This is a genomic window from Ruegeria sp. N10 (assembly GCF_056531545.1).
In genome coordinates this window covers 121,712-146,739 of sequence record NZ_JBQFLY010000002.1, presented here as the reverse complement: position 1 = coordinate 146,739, position 25,028 = coordinate 121,712, and the positions used below count along the sequence as shown (strand labels likewise).

20 protein-coding genes are annotated in these 25,028 nt (G+C 60.4%); 17 read left to right on the top strand and 3 right to left on the bottom strand.

Going from position 1 to position 25,028, the window contains the following annotated elements:
- The first annotated feature begins 151 nt into the window (after positions 1 to 151).
- Complete coding sequence (locus ACR0JI_RS04010) at positions 152 to 2,548, top strand: ATP-dependent helicase (protein ID WP_480493793.1); 2,397 nt, start codon at positions 152 to 154, stop codon at positions 2,546 to 2,548.
- Positions 2,549 to 2,552: 4 nt separating this feature from the next.
- Here the strand turns inward: ACR0JI_RS04010 and ACR0JI_RS04005 are convergent, their stop codons facing one another.
- Together ACR0JI_RS04005 and ACR0JI_RS04000 are read right to left on the bottom strand one after the other, a co-directional pair.
- Complete coding sequence (locus tag ACR0JI_RS04005; RefSeq protein ID WP_480493794.1) at positions 2,553 to 2,843, bottom strand: DUF1330 domain-containing protein; 291 nt, start codon at positions 2,841 to 2,843, stop codon at positions 2,553 to 2,555.
- 370 nt (positions 2,844 to 3,213) lie between these two features.
- On the bottom strand, positions 3,214 to 3,438 hold the full coding sequence (locus tag ACR0JI_RS04000) for a DUF1127 domain-containing protein (protein ID WP_480493795.1): 225 nt from the start codon (positions 3,436 to 3,438) through the stop codon (positions 3,214 to 3,216).
- Positions 3,439 to 4,327: 889 nt separating this feature from the next.
- Here ACR0JI_RS04000 and mraZ point away from each other — a divergent pair.
- The 10 genes from mraZ (at position 4,328) to ACR0JI_RS03950 (ending at position 14,429) form a co-directional block, all read left to right on the top strand.
- Positions 4,328 to 4,831 carry a division/cell wall cluster transcriptional repressor MraZ gene (mraZ, locus tag ACR0JI_RS03995; protein WP_480493796.1) on the top strand — a complete coding sequence of 168 codons (504 nt, stop codon included), beginning with the start codon at positions 4,328 to 4,330 and terminating at the stop codon, positions 4,829 to 4,831.
- 4 nt (positions 4,832 to 4,835) lie between these two features.
- The gene (gene rsmH, locus ACR0JI_RS03990; protein ID WP_480476928.1) at positions 4,836 to 5,828 is read left to right on the top strand and encodes a 16S rRNA (cytosine(1402)-N(4))-methyltransferase RsmH; all 993 of its coding nucleotides are present in this window, start codon (positions 4,836 to 4,838) and stop codon (positions 5,826 to 5,828) included.
- Entirely contained in the window at positions 5,825 to 6,193 is a 369-nt protein-coding gene (gene ftsL / locus ACR0JI_RS03985) for a cell division protein FtsL (RefSeq protein WP_209504535.1), read from the top strand. Before rsmH ends, ftsL begins: the two co-directional genes overlap by 4 nt.
- Complete coding sequence (locus ACR0JI_RS03980) at positions 6,190 to 7,977, top strand: peptidoglycan D,D-transpeptidase FtsI family protein (RefSeq protein WP_480475925.1); 1,788 nt, start codon at positions 6,190 to 6,192, stop codon at positions 7,975 to 7,977. Before ftsL ends, ACR0JI_RS03980 begins: the two co-directional genes overlap by 4 nt.
- 22 nt (positions 7,978 to 7,999) lie before the next feature.
- Positions 8,000 to 9,499 (top strand): UDP-N-acetylmuramoyl-L-alanyl-D-glutamate--2,6-diaminopimelate ligase, encoded by a 1,500-nt coding sequence (locus ACR0JI_RS03975; protein ID WP_480493797.1) that lies wholly within the window; start codon positions 8,000 to 8,002, stop codon positions 9,497 to 9,499.
- Complete coding sequence (locus ACR0JI_RS03970; RefSeq protein ID WP_480493798.1) at positions 9,496 to 10,890, top strand: UDP-N-acetylmuramoyl-tripeptide--D-alanyl-D-alanine ligase; 1,395 nt, start codon at positions 9,496 to 9,498, stop codon at positions 10,888 to 10,890. Before ACR0JI_RS03975 ends, ACR0JI_RS03970 begins: the two co-directional genes overlap by 4 nt.
- A 36-nt stretch (positions 10,891 to 10,926) precedes the next feature.
- Positions 10,927 to 12,009 carry a phospho-N-acetylmuramoyl-pentapeptide-transferase gene (gene mraY / locus ACR0JI_RS03965; protein ID WP_480475931.1) on the top strand — a complete coding sequence of 361 codons (1,083 nt, stop codon included), beginning with the start codon at positions 10,927 to 10,929 and terminating at the stop codon, positions 12,007 to 12,009.
- Positions 12,006 to 12,551, top strand: coding sequence for an AAA family ATPase (locus tag ACR0JI_RS03960; protein ID WP_480475933.1), 546 nt, complete (start codon positions 12,006 to 12,008; stop codon positions 12,549 to 12,551). The genes mraY and ACR0JI_RS03960 overlap by 4 nt, the downstream gene beginning before the upstream one ends.
- Complete coding sequence (gene murD / locus ACR0JI_RS03955) at positions 12,548 to 13,945, top strand: UDP-N-acetylmuramoyl-L-alanine--D-glutamate ligase (protein ID WP_480493799.1); 1,398 nt, start codon at positions 12,548 to 12,550, stop codon at positions 13,943 to 13,945. The genes ACR0JI_RS03960 and murD overlap by 4 nt, the downstream gene beginning before the upstream one ends.
- Positions 13,946 to 14,054: 109 nt before the next feature.
- On the top strand, positions 14,055 to 14,429 hold the full coding sequence (locus ACR0JI_RS03950; RefSeq protein ID WP_480475937.1) for a glycine zipper family protein: 375 nt from the start codon (positions 14,055 to 14,057) through the stop codon (positions 14,427 to 14,429).
- 23 nt (positions 14,430 to 14,452) lie between these two features.
- Here the strand turns inward: ACR0JI_RS03950 and ACR0JI_RS03945 are convergent, their stop codons facing one another.
- Positions 14,453 to 15,634: a BaiN/RdsA family NAD(P)/FAD-dependent oxidoreductase gene (locus ACR0JI_RS03945; RefSeq protein ID WP_480493800.1), complete on the bottom strand. Its 1,182-nt coding sequence runs from the start codon at positions 15,632 to 15,634 to the stop codon at positions 14,453 to 14,455.
- 838 nt (positions 15,635 to 16,472) lie between these two features.
- Here ACR0JI_RS03945 and ACR0JI_RS03940 point away from each other — a divergent pair.
- From ACR0JI_RS03940 to murC, 6 genes are all read left to right on the top strand, one after another.
- On the top strand, positions 16,473 to 18,296 hold the full coding sequence (locus ACR0JI_RS03940; protein WP_480493801.1) for an adenylate/guanylate cyclase domain-containing protein: 1,824 nt from the start codon (positions 16,473 to 16,475) through the stop codon (positions 18,294 to 18,296).
- A gap of 28 nt (positions 18,297 to 18,324) precedes the next feature.
- A complete protein-coding gene (locus tag ACR0JI_RS03935) occupies positions 18,325 to 19,482 on the top strand; it encodes a phosphatase PAP2 family protein (protein ID WP_480493802.1) in 1,158 nt (385 codons plus the stop codon).
- Between the two features lie 21 nt (positions 19,483 to 19,503).
- Positions 19,504 to 21,105, top strand: coding sequence for a S8 family serine peptidase (locus tag ACR0JI_RS03930; protein WP_480493803.1), 1,602 nt, complete (start codon positions 19,504 to 19,506; stop codon positions 21,103 to 21,105).
- Between the two features lie 188 nt (positions 21,106 to 21,293).
- Entirely contained in the window at positions 21,294 to 22,457 is a 1,164-nt protein-coding gene (gene ftsW / locus ACR0JI_RS03925) for a putative lipid II flippase FtsW (RefSeq protein ID WP_209504524.1), read from the top strand.
- Complete coding sequence (locus tag ACR0JI_RS03920) at positions 22,457 to 23,554, top strand: UDP-N-acetylglucosamine--N-acetylmuramyl-(pentapeptide) pyrophosphoryl-undecaprenol N-acetylglucosamine transferase (RefSeq protein ID WP_480493804.1); 1,098 nt, start codon at positions 22,457 to 22,459, stop codon at positions 23,552 to 23,554. Before ftsW ends, ACR0JI_RS03920 begins: the two co-directional genes overlap by 1 nt.
- Positions 23,551 to 24,960, top strand: a complete 1,410-nt coding sequence (gene murC, locus ACR0JI_RS03915) for a UDP-N-acetylmuramate--L-alanine ligase (RefSeq protein ID WP_480493805.1) — start codon at positions 23,551 to 23,553, stop codon at positions 24,958 to 24,960. Before ACR0JI_RS03920 ends, murC begins: the two co-directional genes overlap by 4 nt.
- The last annotated feature ends 68 nt before the right edge of the window (positions 24,961 to 25,028 follow it).

Below are 25,028 nucleotides of genomic sequence, written 5' to 3'. Positions count from 1 at the left end.
CATCCGGGTCAGGACTTGACAGAGGGTTAACAGCCCTACAGGGCAGCGGCATCTTTGTTTAGAATTGAATGCAAAAAGACGTGAAAAATCCCCGCGAACAAGCCGTGAACAAACTCTTTCCCTTGGCGATCATCCGGCGTAGTTTGGGGGCATGAGCAGTTTTGACGAAATGGACGCCTTCGAAGGCGCATCGCTGTCGGCGCGGGCTATGGCCGTGCGCCCTTCGCCCTATCTGGATGATCTGAACCCGGCGCAACGTGACGCGGTCGAACGTCTGGACGGCCCGGTTCTGATGCTGGCCGGGGCGGGGACGGGCAAGACCAAGGCGCTGACGGCCCGGATTGCGCATCTGCTCAACACGGCGCGCGCGCGCCCGAACGAGATTCTGTCGGTGACCTTCACCAACAAGGCCGCGCGCGAGATGAAAGAACGAGTAGGCCGCTTGCTGGGCCAGCCAGCTGAAGGAATGCCATGGCTGGGCACCTTCCATTCTATTTGCGTCAAACTGCTCCGCCGCCACGCGGAACTGGTCGATCTGAAATCGAACTTCACGATTCTGGACAGCGACGACCAGCTGCGCCTGCTCAAGCAATTGGTTCGGGCCGCCAATATCGATGACAAACGCTGGCCGGCGCGGATGCTGGCGGGGATCATCGACGACTGGAAAAACCGTGCGCTGACGCCCGACAAGGTGCCTGTGGCGGATGCCGGGGCCTATAACAACAAGGGCATTGAGCTCTATGCTCAATACCAGACCCGCCTGCGCGAGCTGAATGCGGTGGATTACGGCGACCTGCTGTTGCACATGGTCACGATTTTTCAGACCCATCCGGATGTTCTGGAACAATACCAGCACTGGTTCCGCTACATCCTTGTGGATGAGTATCAGGATACCAACGTTGCCCAGTACCTGTGGTTGCGCCTGCTGGCCGGGGGACACAAGAACATCTGCTGCGTGGGCGATGACGACCAGTCGATCTATGGCTGGCGCGGGGCCGAGGTGGGTAACATCCTGCGGTTTGAAAAGGACTTTCCCGGTGCCTACGTGGTGCGGCTGGAACAAAACTATCGCTCGACCCCACATATTCTGGCGGCGGCTTCCAACGTCATTCGGGGCAACGAAAGCCGTTTGGGTAAAGAGCTGTGGACCGATGCCAAAGACGGCCACAAGGTCAACCTGATCGGCCATTGGGACGGCGAGGAAGAGGCCCGCTGGATCGGTGAGGAAATCGACGCGATGCAGGGCGGGACGCGCGGTATCCGTCCGATGAACCTTGATGAGATGGCGATTCTCGTCCGTGCCTCGCACCAGATGCGCGCCTTCGAGGACCGGTTCCTGACCATCGGTCTGCCCTACAAGGTGATCGGCGGCCCGCGTTTCTACGAGCGGATGGAGATCCGCGATGCCATGGCTTATTTCCGACTGGTGACCAGCCCCGAGGATGATCTGGCGTTCGAGCGGATCGTGAATACGCCGAAACGCGGATTGGGCGACAAGGCGCAGCAGGCCATTCAGATTGTGGCGCGTGAGAACGGCGTGTCTCTGGTCGAAGGTGCCCGGATCGCAGTCGACAATGGGCTGATCAAGGGCAAGGGCGGCAAAGCGCTGCGCGAATTGATCGACGGGTTGGCCCGGTGGAATGCGATGACACGCGGTCCCCGGATTGAGGTCGATGATGACACTGTTATCGATGATGGGGTTTCGCCGATCCGATATGGCGCGCCCGAGCATACCCATATCGAACTGGCCCAGATCATTCTCGACGAATCCGGCTATACGGCCCATTGGCAGAACGACAAGACCCCCGAAGCGCCGGGGCGTCTGGAAAACCTCAAGGAACTGGTCAACCAACTGGACAATTTCGAAAACCTGCAAGGGTTTCTGGAACATGTCAGCCTGGTCATGGACAATGAGCAGGATGGTGACGGCGCTAAAGTCTCGATCATGACCCTGCACGCGGCCAAGGGGCTGGAGTTTCCCGTCGTTTTCCTGCCGGGGTGGGAAGACGGGCTGTTCCCCTCGCAGCGGTCGATGGACGAAACCGGCCTCAAAGGGCTCGAGGAAGAACGCCGTCTGGCCTATGTCGGCATCACCCGCGCCGAAGAGGTTTGTACGATTTCCTTCGCCGCCAACCGGCGTGTATTCGGGCAATGGCAGAACTCGATGCCGTCACGGTTCATTGACGAGTTGCCCGAGGACCATGTCGAGGTGCTGACACCTCCGGGCCTTTATGGTGGCGGTCATCAGACGGCGGGCATAGAAACCCGCGCGGCCGAAGCCAATGTCTATAATTCACCGGGCTGGAGACGGTTGCAGGCGCGGCAGGGCCAATATGGCATGTCGCAACCCCGCGAAAGCCACAACACGGTGATCGACGCCACCGCACTGGCCAGTTTCACGCTGGGCGAGCGGGTGTTTCACCAGAAATTCGGTTATGGCGCGGTGATCGGGATCGAAGGTGACAAGGTCGAGGTCGATTTCGACAAGGCGGGCATCAAGAAAGTGGTCTCGCGTTTTCTGACCAACAAGGATGACGTCCCGTTCTGAGGCGTCATATCCCGTCGACCAGAACCAGATTGGTGGTTGCGGTGGCCTTTCGGATCTTCGCCAGTTCGGTGTAATCCGGGTCGTCCTTCCAGGCTTTCGCCGCTGCAAGATCCGGAAACTCCATCAACACAATCCCGCCTTCTGGCCAATCGCCTTCGATCCGTTCGACCGGTTTGGATGAGACCGTCAGCAGGCGACCGCCGTGGCGGTCGAAGATCGGCATGAAACCTGCCAGATAGCCCTGGTACCCGTCGGGGTCGTGAATGTTGATCTGCGCAATGAAATAGGCGGCCATGGCGTCCTCCGCATCAGAAGTCAGGATGCCATCCTACACCAGTGTCTGAAAAACAAAAAACGGCGGTTCCCAGGGAGGAGGAGAGGGAACCGCCGTCTTGTCAACATCAGAGCAGGGAGGAGGAGAGCCCTGATGTATGCGAACCCAGGTTTGAGCCCGGTATGAGGAAGACGCGGCGATGTCAGGGAGGAGGAAGACATCGCCGCGCGCTTTCAACATCAAGGCAGGGAGGAGGAAGCCCCGATGTATCCGTGTCCGGCGGGTTGAAGCCGGTATAAGGTGCGGCAACGTCAGGGAGGAGGGAGACGCTGCCGCTGATTACAGACCCTAAGGGAGGAGGAAGGGCCTGATCTCAGTATGCGTGTTGCGCTTATCGCGCGGATTGTTCGTTCGCTGCCTGCATGGCAACGCGGCGGATCATCGAGCGGTGCAGGCCAAGATCGGCCAGCTCGCGGTTCGACAGAGCGGACAGTTCATTGACGGTCTGGCGGTACAGGCGATAGCGCACGAACCGGGTTTTTGCGTTTTCCAAAACTGCGCCAAAACCAAACGCCGGTGCGTTCTTTACTGCTGTATGCGTGCTTGCGACTGCCATGCTCTTCATCCGTATCTTTTTGTCTTGCCGGTATCGTCCGGCCCTTGCTTGAGACTGAAGATAGGCAAATGCTGCAATTGCACAATAGGTCACGACATCAATGCTGCTATGCAGCAAATGCATAGATTGGCTCAGTTTTTTCTTCTTGCCGCGATGCGCCTTGAAAATATGGGGTCGACCCTAGGTCAGCTTTTGCGGCGACATCTGGCTCTTCACGGCGGCCTGCCTTTGAATTGAGCGCGCTCGGCGGGAAAATGGGCAAAACATATCCGTTCTGATGTTGACAAGGCATGGGTAAATCGCTCGTGGGAAATCATGGGGCGATGTGGTCGCGTGGGGGAGATTGCCGGAAAGCGATCCGAAATTCTGAACGATTCGAAGGGCTGATTGTGCATTTGGGGCTAATATTTCCAGTCCAAAAGAAAAGCAGGCAAATTTCTTGGGAAATCGCGGGAAAAAATTCGGCCGCAGAATTTTCTATATATAGGGGTGGGTTTTTCATCATCCGCTAAAACTGGTGTCATAGGACTCGAATCCTTCAATGATATTCCGCTCTGGCCGTGTTCCTCATGACACGCTGCGCAAGTTTCCTATTGATTTCCATGAATTCCCATGTCATCCCTAATGCATCCGATGAGGACGAGGCAGCAGGGGCACCAAACGACCCCGACCAAAAATATTCAGGTTTCATACAGGCATCTCGCTTTCATCAACCAAGAGATCCGGCGCGCGGGCGAGCAGACATCCCCCCAGGTGGCGCGCGCAGCTGGACATCCCGCTTAGCGGGTCAATGCGGCGGGTTGATCAGTGGCAGCAGATCAACCCGCCGTTTTTCATCCGGGGGGGGCCGTGAATTCAAGGTGGGGCGCAAGCGAAAGGGACAGTCGTCTTGGCGCGCAGGTTTAGAGGTGAGAGCCACCACAAGGTGGATACGAAGGGCAGGGTGTCGATCCCGGCCTCGTTTCGCCGTGTGCTTGAATCGTCCGATCCCAACTGGCAGCCCGGTGACAACCCTGAACTGGTGATTGTCTATGGCGACCACCGCCGCAAGTTCCTTGAATGTTATACCATGCAGGCGATTGACGAGGTTGATGCCAAGATCGATGCCTTGCCGCGTGGCTCGATGCAGCGGCGGATGTTGCAGCGCATGTTCCACGGTCAGTCCTTCCCGACCAACGTGGACGAAACCGGGCGTCTTGTGCTGCCCGCCAAGCTGCGCAGCAAGATCGGTCTGGAAGGAGAGGCGTTCTTTATTGCCGCAGGTGACACCTTTCAGATCTGGAAACCCGAGACCTACGAGGTCGAGGAACTGGCCAAGACCGAAGAATGGATAGATGATCTGCCTGACGATTTTGATCCGATGCAGTTCCTAGATGGCACCGGGGATGCGTAACGGCATGGCCGGCGCTGCGTCCTCATCAGAAAAACCACATATTCCCGTTCTGCTGCGCCCCTTGCTGGCTGCGGTTGCGCCGGTCACTGGCATCTGGCTGGACGGCACGTTTGGCGCGGGCGGCTACACGCGCGGGCTGTTGGAGGCCGGTGCGGACAAGGTGATCGGTGTAGACCGAGATCCGCTGGCCTTTGAAATGGCGGCAGATTGGGCGCAGGATTACGGCGACCGGCTGGTGATGCAGCCCGGCGTATTCTCGCGCATGGACGAATATGCGCAGGACCTGGACGGCGTTGTACTGGATCTTGGCGTGTCCTCGATGCAGCTGGATCAGGCCGAGCGCGGGTTTTCCTTCATGAAGGACGGTCCGCTAGATATGCGGATGAGCCAGCAAGGCGAAAGCGCCGCCGATCTGGTAAACACCGCGACCGAGGCGCAACTGGCCGATATCCTGTTCCACTATGGCGAAGAACGCGCCAGCCGCCGGATTGCCAAGGCGATTGTCAGGGCACGAACCGAGGCGCCGATCACAACAACCCTGCGACTGGCCGAGATTGTCGAATCCTGCCTGCCGCGTCCGAAACCGGGGCAATCGCATCCCGCAACGCGCAGTTTTCAGGGCCTGCGGATCGCGGTGAATGCCGAATATGAAGAGCTGTTTCAGGGCCTTATGGCTGCCGAACGTGCGCTGAAACCCGGTGGGCAGCTGGCCGTTGTCACCTTCCATTCCATCGAGGACCGGATGGTCAAACGGTTCTTTCAGTCGCGCGCGGGCAAGACAGGGCGTGCGAACCGCTATGCGCCCGAGATGGAACAGGACCAGCCGCAATTTACGCTGAAGACCCGCAAGGCGGTGGGGCCCGACGAACAGGAATTGCAGGAAAACCCGCGCGCGCGCTCGGCCAAGCTGCGTGTTGCGATCCGTACCGATGCTCCGGCGGGGGAAATTGAGGCCCGCGCCATTGGAACGCCTCAACTTGGGGGAAGGGCAAGATGAAGAGTGTTTTGTATGTGTTGACTGCCCTGTCCGTGTTCGGATTGGCGCTTTGGGCCTATCAGGAGAATTATCGCACCCAACAGGTGGTGAAGGAAACGCAATCCCTGCAACGCGAGATCGGCATGGCGCAGGTGCGGCTGGCGGTTCTGAACGCCGAATGGGCATATTTGAACCGCCCCGACCGGCTGCGAGAACTGGCAGACCTGAATTTTGAACGTCTTGGTCTGCTGCCTCTGCGGGCCGAACAGTTCGGGCGCGCCGACCAGATTGCCTTTGCCGAGGATCCTGACCTGCCCATCGTTGACCCGATTGAATTGCAGGCCATCACCGACATTCAGGCCTTGGGCGAGGTGCAGATCCCATGACGCGCACGCCCCTTCGCCCACTGGCCCGTATCCTTGACGCCCGCGCCCGGGGCGAAAACCCAAAGGCGATCGAGCGTGAAAACATCCGCAAGCGCCACGAAGACATGAAAGACCGCGCCCGCGCCCGCGCCGAAGGGCGTCTGCTGGTGCTGGGGTTGTTCTTCTTTTGCGCTTTCACGGTGGTTGGCGTCCGCATGGGTATGTTGGCAACGTCCGAGGCGCAGGAGCCGCTGGCCAATGCGCCGGGGGCTGCGATTGCCATGCAGCGCGCCAATATCGTCGACCGCGAAGGGCGCATTCTGGCAACCAATCTGGACACTTATTCCGTCTACGCGCAGCCACCGCTGATGATCGACCCGATTGCGGCAGCAGATCAGCTGGTCGCGATCTTCCCCGATCTGGATAAAGAGCGTCTGGTCAAGGACTTCACCGGCAACCGCAAGTTCCTGTGGATCAAGAAACGCATCTCGCCCGAACAGAAACAGGCCGTGCACGACATCGGTGATCCCGGCATCCTGTTTGGCCCGCGCGAAATGCGCCTCTATCCCAATGGCAAGCTGGCCGCGCACATCCTTGGCGGCTCCGGCTTTGGCCGCGAGGGCGTCAGCGCCGCCGAGGTGATCGGTGTGGCCGGGGTGGAAAAGCAGTTTGACGACTATCTGCGCGATCCCGCCAACGGCAACAAGCCGCTGCAACTGTCGCTGGACCTGACCATTCAGGCCGCGGTCGAACAAGTGCTCTATGGCGGTATGAAGATCATGAATGCCAAGGGTGCATCGGCGGTTCTGATGAATGCGCATACGGGCGAGGTTGTATCCGCCGCCTCGCTGCCCTCATTCGATCCCAATGATCGTCCGCGCCCGCCGACCGCGGGGTTTGATCCCTCGGACAGCCCGCTGTTCAACCGCTATGTGCAAGGCGTGTACGAACTGGGGTCGGTCTTCAAGATTTTCACCGCCGCGCAGGCGGTCGAGCTTGGGCTGGTAAACTCGAACACCATCATCGATACATCCGGCCCGATGAAGATCGGGCGCTTCCCGATTGGTGAATTTAACGGCAAGAATTACGGCAAGATCAGCGTGGCGGATGTGATCGTCCACAGCTCGAACCGCGGCACCGGGCGTCTGGCGTTGCAGATCGGTGCGCAGCGGCAGCAGGACTTTCTGAACGCGCTCGGCATGTTCGAACCGACTCCGTTCGAGATTGTCGAAGCCAAGGGTGGTGTGCCGCTGATGCCGAAGAAATGGGGCGAGCTGAGCACCGTGACCATCTCCTACGGCCATGGCCTGTCAACCAGCCCGATGCATCTGGCGGCGGGATATGCGGCGATTGCCAATGGCGGGCACTATGTCAGCCCGACCATCCTGCGCCAGAACGGCCCGCAATACGGCCCCCGCGTGATGTCGCAGGGAACCGCGCGTCAGGCGCAGAAAATGCTGCGCAAGGTGGTGACGGATGGCACTGCCAGCTTTGGCGAAGTGCAAGGGTATGACGTGGCTGGCAAGACCGGCACGGCAGACAAGCCCAAGCCACGCGGCGGGTATTACGAAGACAAGGTCATCGCCACTTTCGCAACGATCTTCCCGGCCTACGATCCGAAATATGTTCTGATCGTCACGCTGGATGAACCCTCGATCGTGGCATACGGCGAAAAACGCCGAACTGCAGGCTGGACAGCAGTGCCTGTAGCTGCCGAACTTATTGGTCGCGTGGCGCCTCTGCTGGGCTTGCGTCCCCGGCTTGAGCCTGAGGCGGGCGCTGCTATAACGCTGACCTCAAACTAGGCTGTCCGGCAAGAGGTGGGTCATGGGCACAAGGTCAAAGAAACTCAGCCAACTGGCCCTGACCGCGCGAGGCGGGGTAAACCCCGAGATCACCGGTCTGGCCGTTGACAGCCGCGAGGTGAAAGACGGTTTCCTGTTTGCAGCCCTTCCCGGCACGCGGGTTCATGGTGGTTCGTTCATCCAATACGCCCTGCGCATGGGGGCCGCCGCCATCCTGACCGATGCCGAAGGGGCGAGAATCGCAGCAGCTGAACTTGCGGTGTCGGAGGCGGCGCTGGTGGTTGTCGAAGACCCGCGTCAGGCGCTGGCCGGGGCCGCCGCCCTGTGGTTCGGCGCGATGCCGCAGACCATTGTCGCAGTCACCGGAACCAACGGAAAAACCTCGGTTGCCACCTTTGTGCGCCAGATCTGGACCGAACTGGGCCACGCGGCCGTCAACCTTGGGACAACCGGTGTCGAAGGGGCATGGACCGCGCCGCTGGCCCATACTACGCCCGAGCCGATCACCCTGCATCGCTGTCTGGCGGAAGCCGCCGAAAACGGCGTGACCCATGCCGCGATGGAGGCCTCGTCCCACGGTCTCGAACAGCGCCGCCTGGATGGCGTGCACCTGACCGCTGCCGGGTTTTCGAACTTCACGCAGGACCATCTGGATTACCACGAGACTTTTGAAGCGTATTTCGCAGCCAAGGCCGGGTTGTTCGACCGGGTTCTGCCACAGGATGGCACCGCGGTTATCAATCTGAGCGATCCCAAGGGGTCTCGGGTCCGCCGGATCGCCGAGGCGCGCGGTCAATCGGTGTTGACCGTCGGGTTGGGCGACGCCGATCTGTGCCTGATCAACCAGCGGTTCGATGCCACCGGGCAGGACCTGCGATTTGCGTGGCAGGGCCGGACCTTCCAGACCCGCCTGAACCTGATCGGAGGGTTCCAGGCCGAAAACATCCTGCTGGCTTGCGGGCTGGTGATTGCTGCGGGCGACAGCCCCGAACGGGTTTTTGAAACTCTGCCGCATCTGACCACCGTGCGCGGGCGTATGCAGCTGGCCGCAACCCGCGACAACGGCGCGACAGTTTTTGTGGATTACGCGCACACCCCCGACGCCGTGGCCACCGCCCTCAAGGCGCTGCGTCCGCATGTGATGGGCCGCCTGATTGCCATTGTCGGCGCGGGCGGCGACCGCGATGCCACGAAACGCCCGCTGATGGGCAGGGCGGCCTCGAACCATGCGGATATGGTTTTCGTCACCGATGACAACCCGCGCAGCGAAGACCCCGCCGCCATCCGCGCCGCCGTCATGGCAGGTGCACTCGAGGCAGCGGGCGACGTCAGCGTGACCGAGGTCGGCGACCGCGCCGAAGCCATTCTGCGCGGCATCGATGCCCTGCAACCCGGCGACGCACTGCTGATTGCGGGCAAGGGCCACGAAACCGGGCAGGTCGTCGGCGATCAGGTACTGCCCTTTGATGATGTGGAACAGGCCAGCATTTCCGTCGCCGCGCTGGACGGGAGGGTCGCATGACGCTCTGGACAGCATCCGAGGCCGCTCAGGCAACGGGCGGGCGGGTCACGACCGATTGGACCGCTGATGGTGTCTCCATCGACACGCGCACCCTTCAACCCGGTGATCTGTTTGTTGCGCTGAAAGCGGCGCGGGACGGGCATGAATTCGTGGCCCAAGCGCTTGAGAAAGGCGCGGGCGCGGCTTTGGTCTCGCATATTCCCGACAACGTATCGCCGGATGCGCCACTGCTGATCGTCGATGATGTTCAGGCGGGGCTCGAGGCTTTGGGGAAGGCGGCTCGCGCCAGAACGAATGCGCGTGTGGTGGGGGTGACCGGCAGTGTCGGCAAGACATCGACCAAGGAAATGCTGGCCGTGATCCTTGAAACACAAGGCAAAACCCATGCCAGCGTGGCCAGTTACAACAACCACTGGGGCGTTCCGCTGACCCTTGCACGGATGCCGTGTGACACTGAATTCGCAGTGATCGAGATCGGCATGAACCATCCGGGCGAGATTGCCCCGCTGGCCCGGCAGGCCCGCCCGCATGTGGCGCTGGTTACAACCGTGGCGGCGGTGCATCTGGAAGCCTTCGAGTCCGTCGCTGGTATCGCCCATGAAAAAGCAGCGATCTTTGAAGGGCTCGAACCCGGTGGCGCGGCAATCGTCAATGCAGATATCGACCACGCAGACATCCTGCGCCAAACGGCGCTTGGGCAGGGGGCCGGAATCGTGGATTTCGGCCAAGGCGCAACGGATTACCGGCTGACCGACGTTCAGCAGGCGGCGAACACCGTGAAAGCCGAGGCTGCCGTTGATGAACAGGTAATCCGATTTGAGGTGAACTCTGCCGGTACGCATTTCGCCATGAACGCGCTGGGGGCCTTGGCAGCCTGCGTTGAATTGGGTGTTGATCTCGATGACGCCGTCGCAGGTCTGCGCGCATGGTCCCCGGTCAAGGGGCGCGGCGTACGGGAAAGCATTCCTCTGCCCGGCGGCGGGCAGATCGAACTGCTGGATGACAGCTATAACGCCAACCCGACCTCGCTGGAGGCCGCGCTGGATGTACTCGCTGCCTCACAAGGCAAACGCCGCATCGCCATTCTGGGCGACATGAAAGAGCTGGGCACACAGGAAGTGGCGATGCACGCCGCCATGGCCGATGCCGAAGCGATGGCACATGTCGATCAGGTGCATTGTATCGGCCCGTTGATGCGGGCACTGCACCACGCGCTGCCCCCGGCGAAACGCGGTCTCTGGTCCGAAACCAGCGCCGAGATGGCCGAACGGTTGCCTTCGCTGGTCAGGGACGGCGATACTGTGCTGGCCAAGGGCTCTCTCAGCATGGGATTGGCCTCGATTGTTGACGGTCTGCGCAAAATGGGGCAAGGGGGCGCGCTTGATGGGTGATCACGCCCATGCGCCTCGTGTGAGAAAGGTATTGTCATGCTGTACTGGTTGACCGCCCTGTCGGATGGCGGGGATTTCTGGAACCTCTTCCGGTATATCACCTTCCGCGCAGGCGGTGCCTTCATGACGGCACTGATCTTTGGGTTCATCTTCGGAAAGCCCCTGATCAACGTGCTGCGCAGAAAGCAGGGCAAGGGCCAGCCGATCCGCAATGATGGCCCCGAGGGGCATTTTTCCAAGGCAGGCACGCCAACAATGGGCGGGTTGCTGATTGTCGGTGCTCTTGTGACCTCGACCCTCGTCTGGGCACGTCTGGATAACCCTTATGTCTGGATGGTGCTTTTCGTGACCCTGTCTTATGCGGCCATCGGATTCGCGGATGACTATGCCAAGGTGTCGAAACAGAACACCAAGGGCGTTCCGGGGCGGATGCGCCTTGCCTTGGGCGTGATCATCGCGGTGCTGGCCGCGCTCTGGGCGACGTTGCACCACCCCGAAGCGTTGCAGAATCAACTGGCCGTGCCAGTGTTCAAGGACACGCTGGTCAATCTGGGTATCTTCTATATCCCGTTCTCGATTGTCGTGATCGTAGGGGCCGCCAACGCGGTGAACCTGACCGACGGTCTGGACGGGCTGGCCATCATGCCAGCGATGATCGCCGCCTCGACGCTGGGCGTGATCGCCTATGCCGTGGGCCGCGTCGACTTTACCGAATATCTTGACGTGCATTACGTGCCGGGCACGGGTGAGATCTTTATCTTTACCTCTGCGCTCTTTGGTGCGGGTCTGGGATTTCTGTGGTACAACGCCCCCCCGGCGGCGGTGTTCATGGGCGACACCGGTTCGCTGGCGCTGGGCGGCGCGCTGGGCGCTATTGCCGTGGCCACCAAGCACGAGCTGGTTCTGGCCGTCGTCGGCGGCCTGTTCGTGGTCGAGGCGCTGAGCGTGATCATTCAGGTTCTCTACTTCAAACGCACCGGCAAGCGGGTTTTCCTGATGGCCCCGATCCATCATCATTATGAGAAAAAGGGCTGGGCCGAGCCTACCATCGTCATCCGCTTCTGGATCATCTCGCTGATCCTGGCGATGATCGGTCTGGCAACGCTGAAAGTCCGGTGACCAACCGTCGAGTTGTTTTGTCAGGATGTTCCAGCGGAGGTAAGTCAACCCTGCTTCAGGAAATGGCGAAACGTGGCTACGCAACGGTTCCTGAACCTGGTCGACGTGTGGTCAGGGCCGAGCAGCATAGCGGTGGGAACGCGTTACCGTGGAATGACCCCAAGGCGTTTTGCAGAAAGGTGATCGGCACGGCTATTGACGACATGGCCCATGCTCCAGCTGGTCTGGTTCTGTTTGACAGGTCGGCGCTGGATGCTCTGATCTGGTTCGAGCGCACGGGCACAAATCTTGAAAATGCACTGCGTGATAAGATTCTGCGGCTTGGCTATGATTGCCGCGTGTTCCTGTTTCCACCATGGCCTGAAATCTATGTTCAGGACAGCGAGCGACAGCATGATCTGTCTGACGCTCTTGCGGAATATGAAGCTTTGTGCGACCGCTTACCGAAACTTGGTTTCCAGACAGTCCTTGTCCCGAAACGGCCCGTGGTCGAGCGGGCAGACTGGCTTGAAGCGCAGCTAGGCAAAGGACACATGAAATGATCCCGGTCAAAGGCTTTTCAGGGCAGAAAGTTGCGGTTCTGGGATTGGGCCGGTCCGGCCTGGCAACCGCACGCGCCTTGCGCGCAGGCGGGGCGGAGCCGGTCTGCTGGGATGACAACCCGACAGCTCGCGCCATAGCCGAGGGCGAAGGATTCTCCTGTGCCGACCTGCGCAAACAGGGGGCGTTTGACACCATTGCCACGCTCATCGTTTCGCCGGGCATTCCGCATCTTTATCCCGAACCCAACCCCGTGGTTGCCGCAGCCTTGGACGCAGGCGTGCCGGTCGACAATGACATCGGGCTGTTCTTCCGCTCTTTTGCGGGGCCGGAATGGAGCAATTATGACACTCCGCCACGTGTCATCGCGGTCACCGGCTCGAACGGGAAATCCACTACCGCGGCGCTGATCCATCACATCCTGACCGAGGCCGGGCGCGAGGCGCAGCTGGCCGGAAATATCGGGCGCGGGGTTCTGGATATCGGTCCGGGCGGTGATGGCTCGGTCGTGGTGCTGGAGCTTTCCAGCTATCAGACGGAACTGGCCCGCGCGCTGACCCCGGATGTGGCGGTGTTTACCAATCTGTCGCCCGACCATCTGGACCGCCACGGCGGCATGGGCGGATATTTCGCGGCCAAACGAAGGTTGTTTGCCGAAGGCGGCCCGGACCGCGCGATTGTCGGCATCGACGAAACCGAAGGTGCGTTTCTGGCAGGGCAACTGGCCGAAGGGCCAGCGGATGACCGCGTAATTCGTATCTCGGTAGCGCGAAAGCTGACCGGGCCGGGATGGCAGGTCTTTGCGCGCAAGGGGTTTTTGTCGGAATACCGCAAGGGGCGGCAGGCCGGGTCTATCGACCTGCGCGCGATCAAGGGCCTTCCCGGTGCCCATAACCACCAGAACGCCTGTGCGGCTTATGCGGCTTGCCGGTCGCTGGGCCTTGCGCCGCGCGTGATCGAAGACGCGCTGCACTCGTTCCCGGGCCTGCCCCACCGCAGCCAGATCATCGCCGAGGCCGACGGGGTTACCTATGTCAACGACTCCAAGGCGACCAATGTCGACAGCGCCCTGAAAGCGCTTATGGCGTTCAAAAAGATCCGATGGATCTGTGGCGGCCTTGAAAAGGAAGGCGGTGTCGCAGCCCTGAACGCAGCAGCGGATCAGGTGATCAAAGCCTATGTTATCGGTCGTGAGGCGGCGGGCTTTGCGATGCAACTGACGTCCGACGCACAGGTTTGTACCACGATGGAGGCGGCAGTGGCGCAGGCCATGGCGGATGCACAGGCGGGCGAGACCGTTCTGCTGGCCCCGGCAGCAGCAAGTTTCGATCAATATGACAATTTCGAACAGCGTGGCGACGATTTCACAGCGCAGGTGCAAAAACGGCTGGGCTAACACCGCACCTGCAACAGCCTGCCGGTACGTGTGGACATTTTTCAGTCAGATTGACACTTTGTTGGAATTGAGGTTGCGTCACCTTAAGTTCAATAAAGAGGAAGCGGAAATGTCTGCACGCAAAATTCTCTCCATCCTTCCCGTCGTTGCGCTGGCCGGGGCCTGTGCCAATAGCGGGGCGAATTATGTTCCTATCATCGACGGGCCTGTGGGGCCGAACTACCAGTCCGATCTGGCCAATTGTCAGGCGCTGGCGCGGTCCCGCCCGACGCTGGACAGCAACACCGCAGGCGCTGCCGCCATCGGCGCGGCCGGTGCTGCGGCAACCACGGCAATTATCGACAACAGCGCCAGCGATCTTGGCCGTGCGGCGGCGGCCGGTGCTCTGGTCGGTGTGGGTGCCAGTGCGATCAGCAACACCCAGAACCAGGAAGTGATCGTGCGCAACTGCATGCGCGGTCGCGGCTACAACGTCGTAGGTTAATGCCGCGCAAACGGAAGTGTAGGTTAATGCCTGGCGGCAATGGCAACACCTGCGGCATGGCCTGATGACCACGCCCATTGAAAGTTGTAGCCGCCAAGCCACCCGGTGACATCCACCGCTTCGCCAATCGCATAGAGGCCAGGGACATCCTTGGCCTCCATCGTTTTCGACGACAGATCATCGGTATCTATTCCGCCCAGTGTGACCTCGGCAGTGCGATACCCTTCGGTTCCCGACGGTACCAGCCGCCAGTCAGACAGGGCCGCGACCAGTTCAGACAGCTTCGCGTCCGACTGATCGGCCAGATTGCCGGACATCGGAATGACTTGGCTCAGATACTCGACCAGCCGGGACGGCAGATGCCGCGCAAGTTCCGTTGTCAGCGCCTTGCGCCCGGCGTTTTGCCGTTGCGCACGCAGCAGATCGAACAGGGGCAGTTCGGGGATCAGGTTCACGCCGATCTCCTCACCTTCGCGCCAATAAGAGGACAGCTGCAAAACGGACGGCCCGCTGAGGCCGCGATGGGTGAACAACAGCGCTTCGTCAAAACTTGTGCGTTCGTTAGAAAGCCGCGCGGGCAGGGAAACACCGGACAGGTCCTTGAACCGGCCATCCGAAAAGGTGAATGGCACCAGCGCCGCGCGGGTGTCGGTCACCCGCAGGCCAAACTGCCGGGCAATGTCATAGGCCAGCCCGGTCGCGCCCATCTTGGGGATGGATTTGCCCCCCGTGGCCAGCACCAGATTGGCACAGGTCAGATGCAGGCGCTGCCCCTCACGCTCGACCTCCAGCGCGAATCCGGTGCCATCCTTGCGCAGATCACGCAGCGCGGTCTGGACCCACAGCTCGGCGCCGGCGCGGCTCATCTCGTCCAGCAACATCTGGATGATCTGCTTTGAAGAGCCATCACAGAACAACTGCCCAAGCGTTTTCTCATGCCATCCGATGCCGTGCCGGTTCACCAGATCGACAAAATCCCACTGCGTAAACCGGGCTAGCGCGGACTTGCAGAAATGCGGGTTTTGCGACAGGAAGTTGTCCGGGCCTGCATACATATTGGTGAAATTGCACCGCCCTCCGCCTGAGATGCGAATTTTCTCGCCCGGCGCCTTGGCGTGGTCGATCACCAGCACCCGCCCACCGCAACGGGCCGCGCACATCATGCCTGCCGCTCCGGCGCCCAATATGATCGTATCGAACCTCATGCACCGCCCTTGGCGTGGATTTTCGGCGATGACAAGGGTGAAACCCGGCGCATCGGGCCTGAGGCAAAGGATTTAGTTGTCAGGTGAATGATTCCCGGAAATTCGGGGCTTGCGCGCGGTGACACCCTTGCGTGGGGTCCGATTTGGGCTGGTTGTCGGGATTTTGCGCGGGTGTTTCGGGGCTGGGCTGGAAGGGCGCAGATCGCAGAAAACCACGTTCGGGTCCGGTCAAAATGCGGCACCGTTCAGGTTGTGCGAGGCACCTGATCCCGCCACATGTGGGCCACCAAACAGGGTGGTGACTGGCTTGACCGGCAGAAACGGTGAGGGCCGGGCAACGTTCGGATACTTTTTGGAGAATCGATTTCCGGTACCTGTCAGCCGCTGTTGCGTCGTACTGTCCGCCCGGTTCAGCGGCAACAGGAAGGTCCAATGCCAAGGACTTGACCGGGGTCAGCCCTCGCGCACTCCTAACGGGAAGTCTTGCCGCATCAGCCCGTCTTGCCCGCCAAGCACCAAGCGCCACAGATGCCGGGTAAATTGGCCAAATTGCACCGAAAAATACGTGCAAAAATAAAAATATGTCGACGGAAGTTCACTAAAACAATACAATAACCCTTATTATTTTGAACTTAACGCATTTTAGAAACCAAATCTCATCAGCGGGCCGATTAATGCCTCGTGATTTCCATTCAGGCCCGTGGCCCGTCCCGCGCAATGCAGCGCCATTCACACCCGTCGGCTGCATTTGCAATCGCAACACGCCTCTGATGCGTGCCAGCCCGCCTGTTTTCGGGGTGGCACATTTCAACAAGTTAAAGAGTTCCGAGACACGATCATGGGTATTAATCTGAATTTGAACAATCCAAGCGACCTTCCCAAGGCGCGGCTCAGGGCGATCCTGTTCCTTGATGCATGTGATTACTCTGCCGCCGTCCGCGAGGCCGAGCTTGAAACGCTGGCCAGAATCCGCCGCGATCTGAACTGCGTCAGCGATCTGGTTAACAGCTTTCGGGGCCGGGTGACCGGCCTGACCGGTGACGGGCTATGCGCCGTCTTTCCAAGTGCGCGTGCCGCCGTCGAAACTGCGCTGGGGGTGCAGGATGTCCTGACCCATGCCCCCGACCGGTACGCCAAAGGGTATCGAATTGGGATACATCTGGGCGACACGTTCGAGGTTGACCAGCAGATCATCGGTGACGCCGTGAACACGGCAGCGCGCATCGAAAGCGTCGGGTCATCCGGCGAGGTTCTGGTCTCAAGCGTTGTGCGCAATGCGCTGCGCGGGCGGCAGGATTTCCTGTTCAACTCGATCGGGCGGCCCAATCTCAAGAATATCGGTGCCTCGCTCGAGCTGTTTAAAGTTGCACGCGCAACAATCGACGTCCCCTATGAGAAGGACGGAAAAGAACAGCCGGTTCCTGTTCCCGCCAACCCAACGGCTTTCCGGTCAGAACAGCTGTCGTTCACCTTACCGCGCCCGAATTTCGTGATCGGTCTGTTGTCTCCGGATGTAGGGGGCGGTTCCGAAACCGCGGCATTCGTGTCCAACATCGTCGCGGAACAGCTGTCCAAGTCCCTTACCGAAACCGAAGCGCTTGAGGTTCAGGATTACCGGGTGCCGCAGATTGCGTTCCCGCAGGAACCTTTGTCGGCAGGGCCTGACCTGTTCCTGCAATGCCGCGCCTCGACCTGTGGCAGCATGTTGCAAGTGTCCGCCACAGCAATGCGGTCGGAAGACAGGAAAGTGATCTGGAGCCAGAATGTAGTGGCCGATCAAGGTGACTTTCTGGGTCAAAACTGCTCTGGGCTGACGTCGTTCATCAGTTATGCCACCGACGCCTTGCTGACGGCCTTGCTGAACGGGCGTCACATGCGCGACCCGGCCGCCCATCACGCGGCGAAAACCGCCGTTGCCGCCGTGCATCACCTGCTGACCATGACCGGGCCGGGGCTGGACCAGCTCGAGGCCGATATTCTGGCGGCTTACGAGCTTGATCCCAAGCCGGTCTATCTGGCGTGGCTGGCCTATGTCACGACCTTCAAGGTCGGCGAACGGTACGGTACCTGGGATGCCGCGCTGGAAGCGCAGGCGCGCGATCTGGCCCGCCGCGCGGTCGAGGCTGACCCGGATAACGGCACCGTTCTGGGCCTTGTCGCCCACGTGCATTCCTACGTGTTCCGAGAGTTTTCGGTGGCGCAGGATCTGGTCGACCGCGCGCTCGAGCTCAGCCCTTATCGGGCGATGAGCTGGGATTCAGCCGCCATGCTTTATTGCTACACGGATCGCCCAGCCCAGGCGGTTGAAGCCGCGCAGAAGGCGCGGCTTATCGGGCGGCACAGCCCATACCGGCACCTGTTCGACGGGGCCGGTTGCGTCGCCGCGCTGGTCAATGGCGAGTTCGAGAAATCCATCAGGTTCGGAGAATCCGTGATGGAGGTTCAGCCGCAGTTCAAAACCGTCATGCGCTATCTGGCTGCGGCTTACGGGCACGCAGGTGACCGGCAGCGAGGCGAGTTCGCCTTGCAGCGGCTGACCAACTTGGAACCGGACATGTCGCTGGCCTGCATCCAGCAAGACCGGTTCCCGGTGCCAACACGGTTCAGCGCGCAACTGATGGAAAGCGGCCTGTCCAGGATCGGATTGCCGCAACACGCTTGAAGTAGGGGTAAAAGTAGGGGGTTTACTTATGTCTTACGTGTCCACGCTCAATGATTTTGGCATGATGGCCCGACGTGGAGAGCTGATTTCCTGCAAAGTGGTGAAATTGATGAACCTTGCCGGAACCGGTGGTCTCGGTGCCTCACCGGGGGGCAATCGAATGGCGTTGGACAATTTCATTTACGACGCGCAGAGGGAAAGCTTCATCGATTACCTCAATGCCATTCATGATCTGGATCCCGAGTTGCTGGATATTGAAAAACTGCGCGAGCTTACCGAGTTCATGCAGAACGAAGAATTCATTGACCCCTTCAGGTCTGACAGCCGTGTAAAAGGTGCGAAAGACGAAGAGATCGGGAAACGCTCTGCCCTCGGCGCGGCGTCTGTCGCGATGAGCGCATCTTCGGCATTCGCACTGAACCGAAACCGCAATAGAAACCGCAATCGGAACAGAAACCGGAACCGAAACAGAAATCGCAATCGTAACAGAAACCGCAGCGATTTTGACGTCGGCGGCAGCGATGCCTCCTTCGGCTGGCGCGAGATGCGCGATCTGTGCCGGATCGGTATGCTGCCCGCATCCGGATTGCTGGGCAAGGTCTGGGAAAATATCGATCTTCTGCCGCCACCGGGGCCTGACGAAAGCATGAAGGAAACTGAATACCTGCTGATCCTGCAAGGGCGGCTCAAGTGGTCAAATCAGGCAACACGGCGCGAGGAAATCGTGGCGCAGGCAGGCTTTGGCATCGATGAATATCTCAGTCCGCTGGGCATTGACGAGAAGGGCGGCTTTGATGCGACCCGCGCGCTGATGACGATCCTGCTGGAACTGACGAATGAAATCGGCCTGACCTACAAGAACCGCTTCAGCCGGCCCAGACCCAATATTATCCAGCCGCTGATCCGGCCCTTTCTTCCGGTGCCTTATCATGCGGCTTACCCCTCGAACCACTCCTACCAATCCTTCGCGATTGCCGAACTGTTCTCGCGGCTGATCCCTGAACATCCGGGCACTGTCGCTTTGTTCCACCGCGCCCAGCGGATTGCTGAAAACCGCGAATGGGCTGGTCTGCACTACCCAAGCGACACAGCCGCCGGGCGAAGTCTGGCCAGAAAAACCGTGGCTTACCTGACCGAGGTTCTGGACGAACTGATGGACGAAGCACAAGACGAATGGCTGGGTTAAGGATCAACGCGAGGTGACGAAATGACCGCAGGAAACGAAGACTACGCACGATATTACTATCTCTGGCATCTGGTCGCGATCAAAGCCTTGACCGTCAAGGCGCCCCCGCCCGCTGACGGAGAGACCTGCCCGGAAATCGACAGCGCGATCTGGGATTTCACAGGTCCTGCTCTGGCCGAGGCGAAGATCGCCCTGATCGACATGGGCGTGGCCCCGCATCACCCAAACCTGAAAGCGCCGGACACCGGACCGGTTCCGGCGGACAGGGTCATTCGGGACGACGCCCTTGATCTGGCCAGCCACCCGTTCGGTGTCAAATACATCGACCGGTCGGCCGTTGGGGCAGGGGCAGAACATATCGAAGAACATGTGCAACATCTGTCGGGCATTCAGAACCCCTTGGGCATTCCGGGCCTGACGTCGCAGGAACAGCGGGTGATTGCCGGATTGAGATCGGGGTTCGGTGTCAAGCGTTACATCGATGCTTATGACGATCGCTATGCCGGGCACGGCACCAGCTGTGCCGGGCTGGCCTGCGGAACCAGCTTTGCGGCGGATCAATTCGGCAATACCGGCAATATCGCGGCGTATTACGGGGTTGATCCCAAAAGCAGGGTTATTCCGATCACGACGTCGATCTCACCCAGCCCGGAAGAGTTGATTGCGGCGTTTCTTTATGCCCTCCACAAAGGCGCGCATGTCATCCTGTTTCCGCGCGATGCCGCGAACCCTGCTCATTGGCCGGGATATAGATTTCGCCCTGCCACTGGCACCGAGCCGTTCTATCCGGGTCTGGACTCGCACGAAAAGACGCGCCTGCACGAGACGAGGCGCGACGAACCCGACGGCGACGCGCGCGACATCTCGGTGGCATGGTCGGCGCTGGACAAGATCATCAAATGGGTCAGCACGAGAATTCCGGTGGTCTGTGCCGCTGGCAATGACGGTCGAAGTGAGTTGATTTACCCTGCCAGCCTGTCTGGTGATCCAACCAACGGGATTATCTCGGTGGGGGCCGTCAACTATAATGGCACCCGGTCCGGGTATTCGAACCACTCTGCAGATCTGACTGTATCCGCCCCCTCGGATGACGGTGAAATCTATAACCGCTATCAAATTCGTCTGGACCGTGATGCAGCCTCGGCCACTGACTTCCATCTGGAAAATCCGAAACATCACCTGAAACGCGACGGCAGTGGTGACGCGATCCCGAATGTCGAATTCGCGCCTCAACGGTTGGTGACGTTGGATGTGCCGGGCCCGCGGGGCTATGTCGAAGGCAGCCTTGCCGCGGCGGTCAAAACCCGAAAAAAGGCGGTGGACGATCCCGCCGGTCTGTATACTGAATTCGGCGGCACTTCGGGGGCTTCGGCCCTTGTTGCCGGGGCAATAGCGATGATGCAGCGAAAGTCGCCCAATGTTCTCAATGGGGTGCAGATCAAAGCCATCTTCAAGAACCTCGAAACATCTGCAACGCGTTTCGACAACACCCACTGGTATTGGTCCTCTGCCGCAGGAACCCTGCAAGCTGACGCGATCAACGGTTACACGCCGCCCCCCAGGGCCGAACTGTTCGGTGTGGCGGGGTTGCTGGATGTGCCGCTGCTGCTAAGCAAGGTCTGATGCCCACCTCCTCCCGTCCGGTGGCCGTCGTAAAACGGCTGACCGGCGATCCGGGCGTGCGGCGCGGGTCTTGGGCGGGAAATCCCGATTTGCTCCTGAACAGGCTGGCCTGATCGCCAAATTGCATGTAGACTCTCAGCCAGATCCCGAAAACGGGGCGTTAACGAGGCAGAGAGTGGCGGTATCTCATGACTGAGATGGTGTATGGCGCGGTCCAGGACCAGCGCGGAGAACCGATTCTACCGAAATGGTGGCGTACTATCGATCGCTGGACGATGTCCTGCGTTCTGATCCTGTTTACCATCGGGTTGTTGCTGGGGCTGGCCTCTTCACCGCCACTGGCCGGTCGCAACGGGTTCGATCCCTTCCATTATGTCGAGCGTCAGGCCTTGTTCGGCGGATTGGCGCTGATCGCGATGCTGCTGACCTCGATGATGTCTCCAACCTTGGTGCGGCGTCTGGCCGTACTTGGTTTTCTGGGGGCCTTCGTCGCTCTGGTCTTCCTGCCGGTGTTCGGAACGGATTTCGGCAAGGGCGCAGTGCGCTGGTACTCGCTGGGCTTTGCCTCGCTGCAACCGTCCGAGTTTCTGAAACCCGGCTTTGTCGTCGTGGCCGCGTGGCTGCTGGCCGCCTCACAGGAAATAAACGGCCCTCCGGGGCGGTTGTGGTCCTTTGCGCTCTGCATGGCCATCGTGGCCATGCTGGTTATGCAACCCGATTTCGGTCAGGCTTGCCTGATCCTGTTCGGCTGGGGCGTCATGTATTTCGTGGCCGGGGCACCGATGCTGCTTTTGCTGGGCATGGCCGGTGTTGTCGTTCTGGGCGGGATGTTGGCCTATTCGAATTCTGAACACTTTGCCCGCCGCATCGACGGCTTTCTGAATCAAGAGGTCGATCCGACCACCCAGCTTGGCTATGCAACCAACGCCATCCGCGAAGGCGGGTTGTTCGGCGTCGGCGTGGGGGAAGGGCAGGTGAAATGGTCACTGCCCGATGCCCATACCGATTTCATCATCGCCGTCGCGGCCGAGGAATACGGCCTGATCCTCGTCATGATCATCATTGCGCTGTATGCGCTGATCGTCGTGCGCTCGCTGCTGCGGCTGATGCGCGAACGCGACATGTTCATTCGTCTGGCCGGTACCGGTCTGGCCTGCATGTTTGGCGTTCAGGCGATGATCAACATGGGTGTTGCGGTACGTCTGTTGCCCGCCAAAGGCATGACTTTGCCGTTCGTCAGCTATGGCGGCTCGTCGCTGATTGCAGGCGGTATTGCCGTCGGCATGCTGCTGGCCTTCACCCGAAACCGCCCACAGGGCGAACTAGGCGATATTCTGCGCGGACGAGGATAATGGGGAACCCTTACCTGTTGATTGCGGCTGGCGGCACCGGGGGCCATATGTTCCCCGCTCAGGCGCTGGCCGAGGCGATGCTGCACAAGGGCTGGCGCGTGCGCCTGTCCACCGACCCGCGCGGTGCGCGCTATACCGGCGGCTTTCCCCATTCGACTGAAATTGTCGAGGCGTCCTCGGCCACCTTCGCCCGTGGCGGTCTGGCGGCCAAGGCGATGGTTGGCCCGATTATCGCTGGTGGTGTCACCAGCATGGTCTTCCAGATGATGCGCGACAAACCCGATGTTGTCGTAGGCTTTGGCGGTTATCCCTCGATCCCGGCGCTGGGCGCAGCGACCCTGCTGAAAGTTCCGCGGATGATCCATGAACAGAACGGGGTACTGGGCCGCGTGAATCAGCTGTTTGCAACCCGCGTTGCACAGGTGGCCTGCGGCGTCTGGCCGACGGATCTGCCTGAAGGCGCGCATGGCATCCACACTGGCAACCCGGTACGTGCCGCGGTTCTGGACCGCGCCGCCGCCGGGTATATCCCGCCGGGTGACTATCCGATGTCGGTTCTGGTGATGGGCGGCTCGCAGGGTGCGCGCATCCTCAGCAATATGGTGCCCGGAGCGATTGCCGCGCTGCCCCAAGACCTTCGCGCGCATATCCGTGTCTCGCATCAGGCGCGGGATGAAGATGGCGAACGGGTCAGCGCATTCTACCAAGATCATGGTATCCGCGCCGACGTTCAGCCCTTCTTCGATGACATTCCCCGCCGCATGTCGGATGCGCAGCTGGTGATCTCGCGCTCGGGCGCGTCCAGCGTGGCCGATATCTCGGTCATCGGTCGCCCTTCGATCCTGATCCCGTTTGCCGCCGCCGCCGGGGATCATCAGACCGCCAACGCGCACGGGCTGGTGCAGGCCGGCGGGGCCATCATGATCCCGGAAAATGCGCTTGACGTTCCCACGCTGACACAGCAAATCACCACGGTTCTCACGAACCCCGAAGCCGCACAGAAAATGGCCCATGGTGCCCTGTCGGTCGGGGCGCCCGATGCCACCCAGCGTCTGGTCGCTCTGGTCGAGCAGCTGGCGCAGAAGGAGACCACATGAACCCAGCAACCAAACTGCCGCAGGACGTAGGGCCGATCCATTTTGTGGGCATCGGCGGGATCGGCATGTCGGGCATCGCCGAGGTGCTGCTGAACCTGGGGTATCAGGTACAGGGCTCCGATTTGAAAGCCTCGAAGATCACAGACCGGCTGGCCAGTTTGGGGGCCGAGATTTTCGTCGGCCAGCGCGCCGAAAACCTTGAAAACGCCGCTGTTGTGGTTGTCTCGACCGCGATCAAACCGGGTAACCCGGAACTGGACCAAGCCCGCGCCCGAGGGCTGCCGGTTGTCCGCCGCGCCGACATGCTGGCCGAACTGATGCGCCTGCGCTCGAACATTGCCATTGCCGGAACGCACGGCAAGACCACCACGACGACCATGATGGCCGAACTGATGGTGGCAGGCGATTTCGATCCGACCGTGATCAATGGCGGCATCATCCACGCCTATGGATCGAACGCGCGGATGGGGCAGGGCGAATGGATGGTGGTCGAAGCCGACGAAAGCGACGGTTCTTTTAACCGCCTGCCCGCAACCATCGCCATTGTCACCAATATCGACCCCGAGCATATGGAGCATTGGGGTGATTTCGACAGGCTGCGCGACGGTTTCTACGAATTCGTCTCGAACCTGCCATTCTACGGTCTGGCCGTCTGCTGCACCGATCATGCCGAGGTTCAGGCCCTTGTCGGCCGCATCACGGATCGCCGTGTCCGCACCTATGGGTTCAACGCGCAGGCGGATGTGCGGGCGGTGAACCTGACCTACAAGGGCGGCGTGGCGCATTTCGACATCCACCTGCAATACGAAGACAAGATGATCGAAGGCTGCACCCTGCCGATGCCCGGCGATCACAACGTCTCAAACGCGCTGTCCGCTGTGGCTGTCGCCCGCCATCTGGGCATGAAAGCTGCGGAAATCCGCGATGCGCTGGCCAATTTCGGCGGCGTCAACCGTCGCTTTACAAAGGTCGGAGAAATCGACGGTGTCACCATCATCGACGATTACGGCCACCACCCGGTTGAAATCGCAGCTGTTCTCAAGGCTGCCCGTCAGGCGACCGAAGGCCGCGTGATTGCGGTGCATCAGCCGCACCGCTATTCGCGCCTGTCCAACCTGTTTGATGATTTCTGCACCTGCTTCAACGACGCCGATGTTGTGGCGATTGCCGAGGTTTTTGCCGCTGGCGAAGACCCGATCGAAGGTGCCTCGCGCGACGATCTGGTGCAGGGCCTGATCCGTCACGGCCACCGCCACGCCCGTGCGCTGCTGGATGAAGACGATCTCGAACGCCTCGTGCGCGAACAGGCCCGTCCGGGCGACATGGTCGTCTGCCTCGGGGCCGGTACGATCAGCGCCTGGGCCAACGGCTTGCCCGAGAGATTGCAAAGAAAACAAGCTGTTTGACGCGTCATTTGTTTGTCGCACAACTTAAAAGTGTGATACTCTGACTGCAGCAGTCGCGTGTCCTCGGA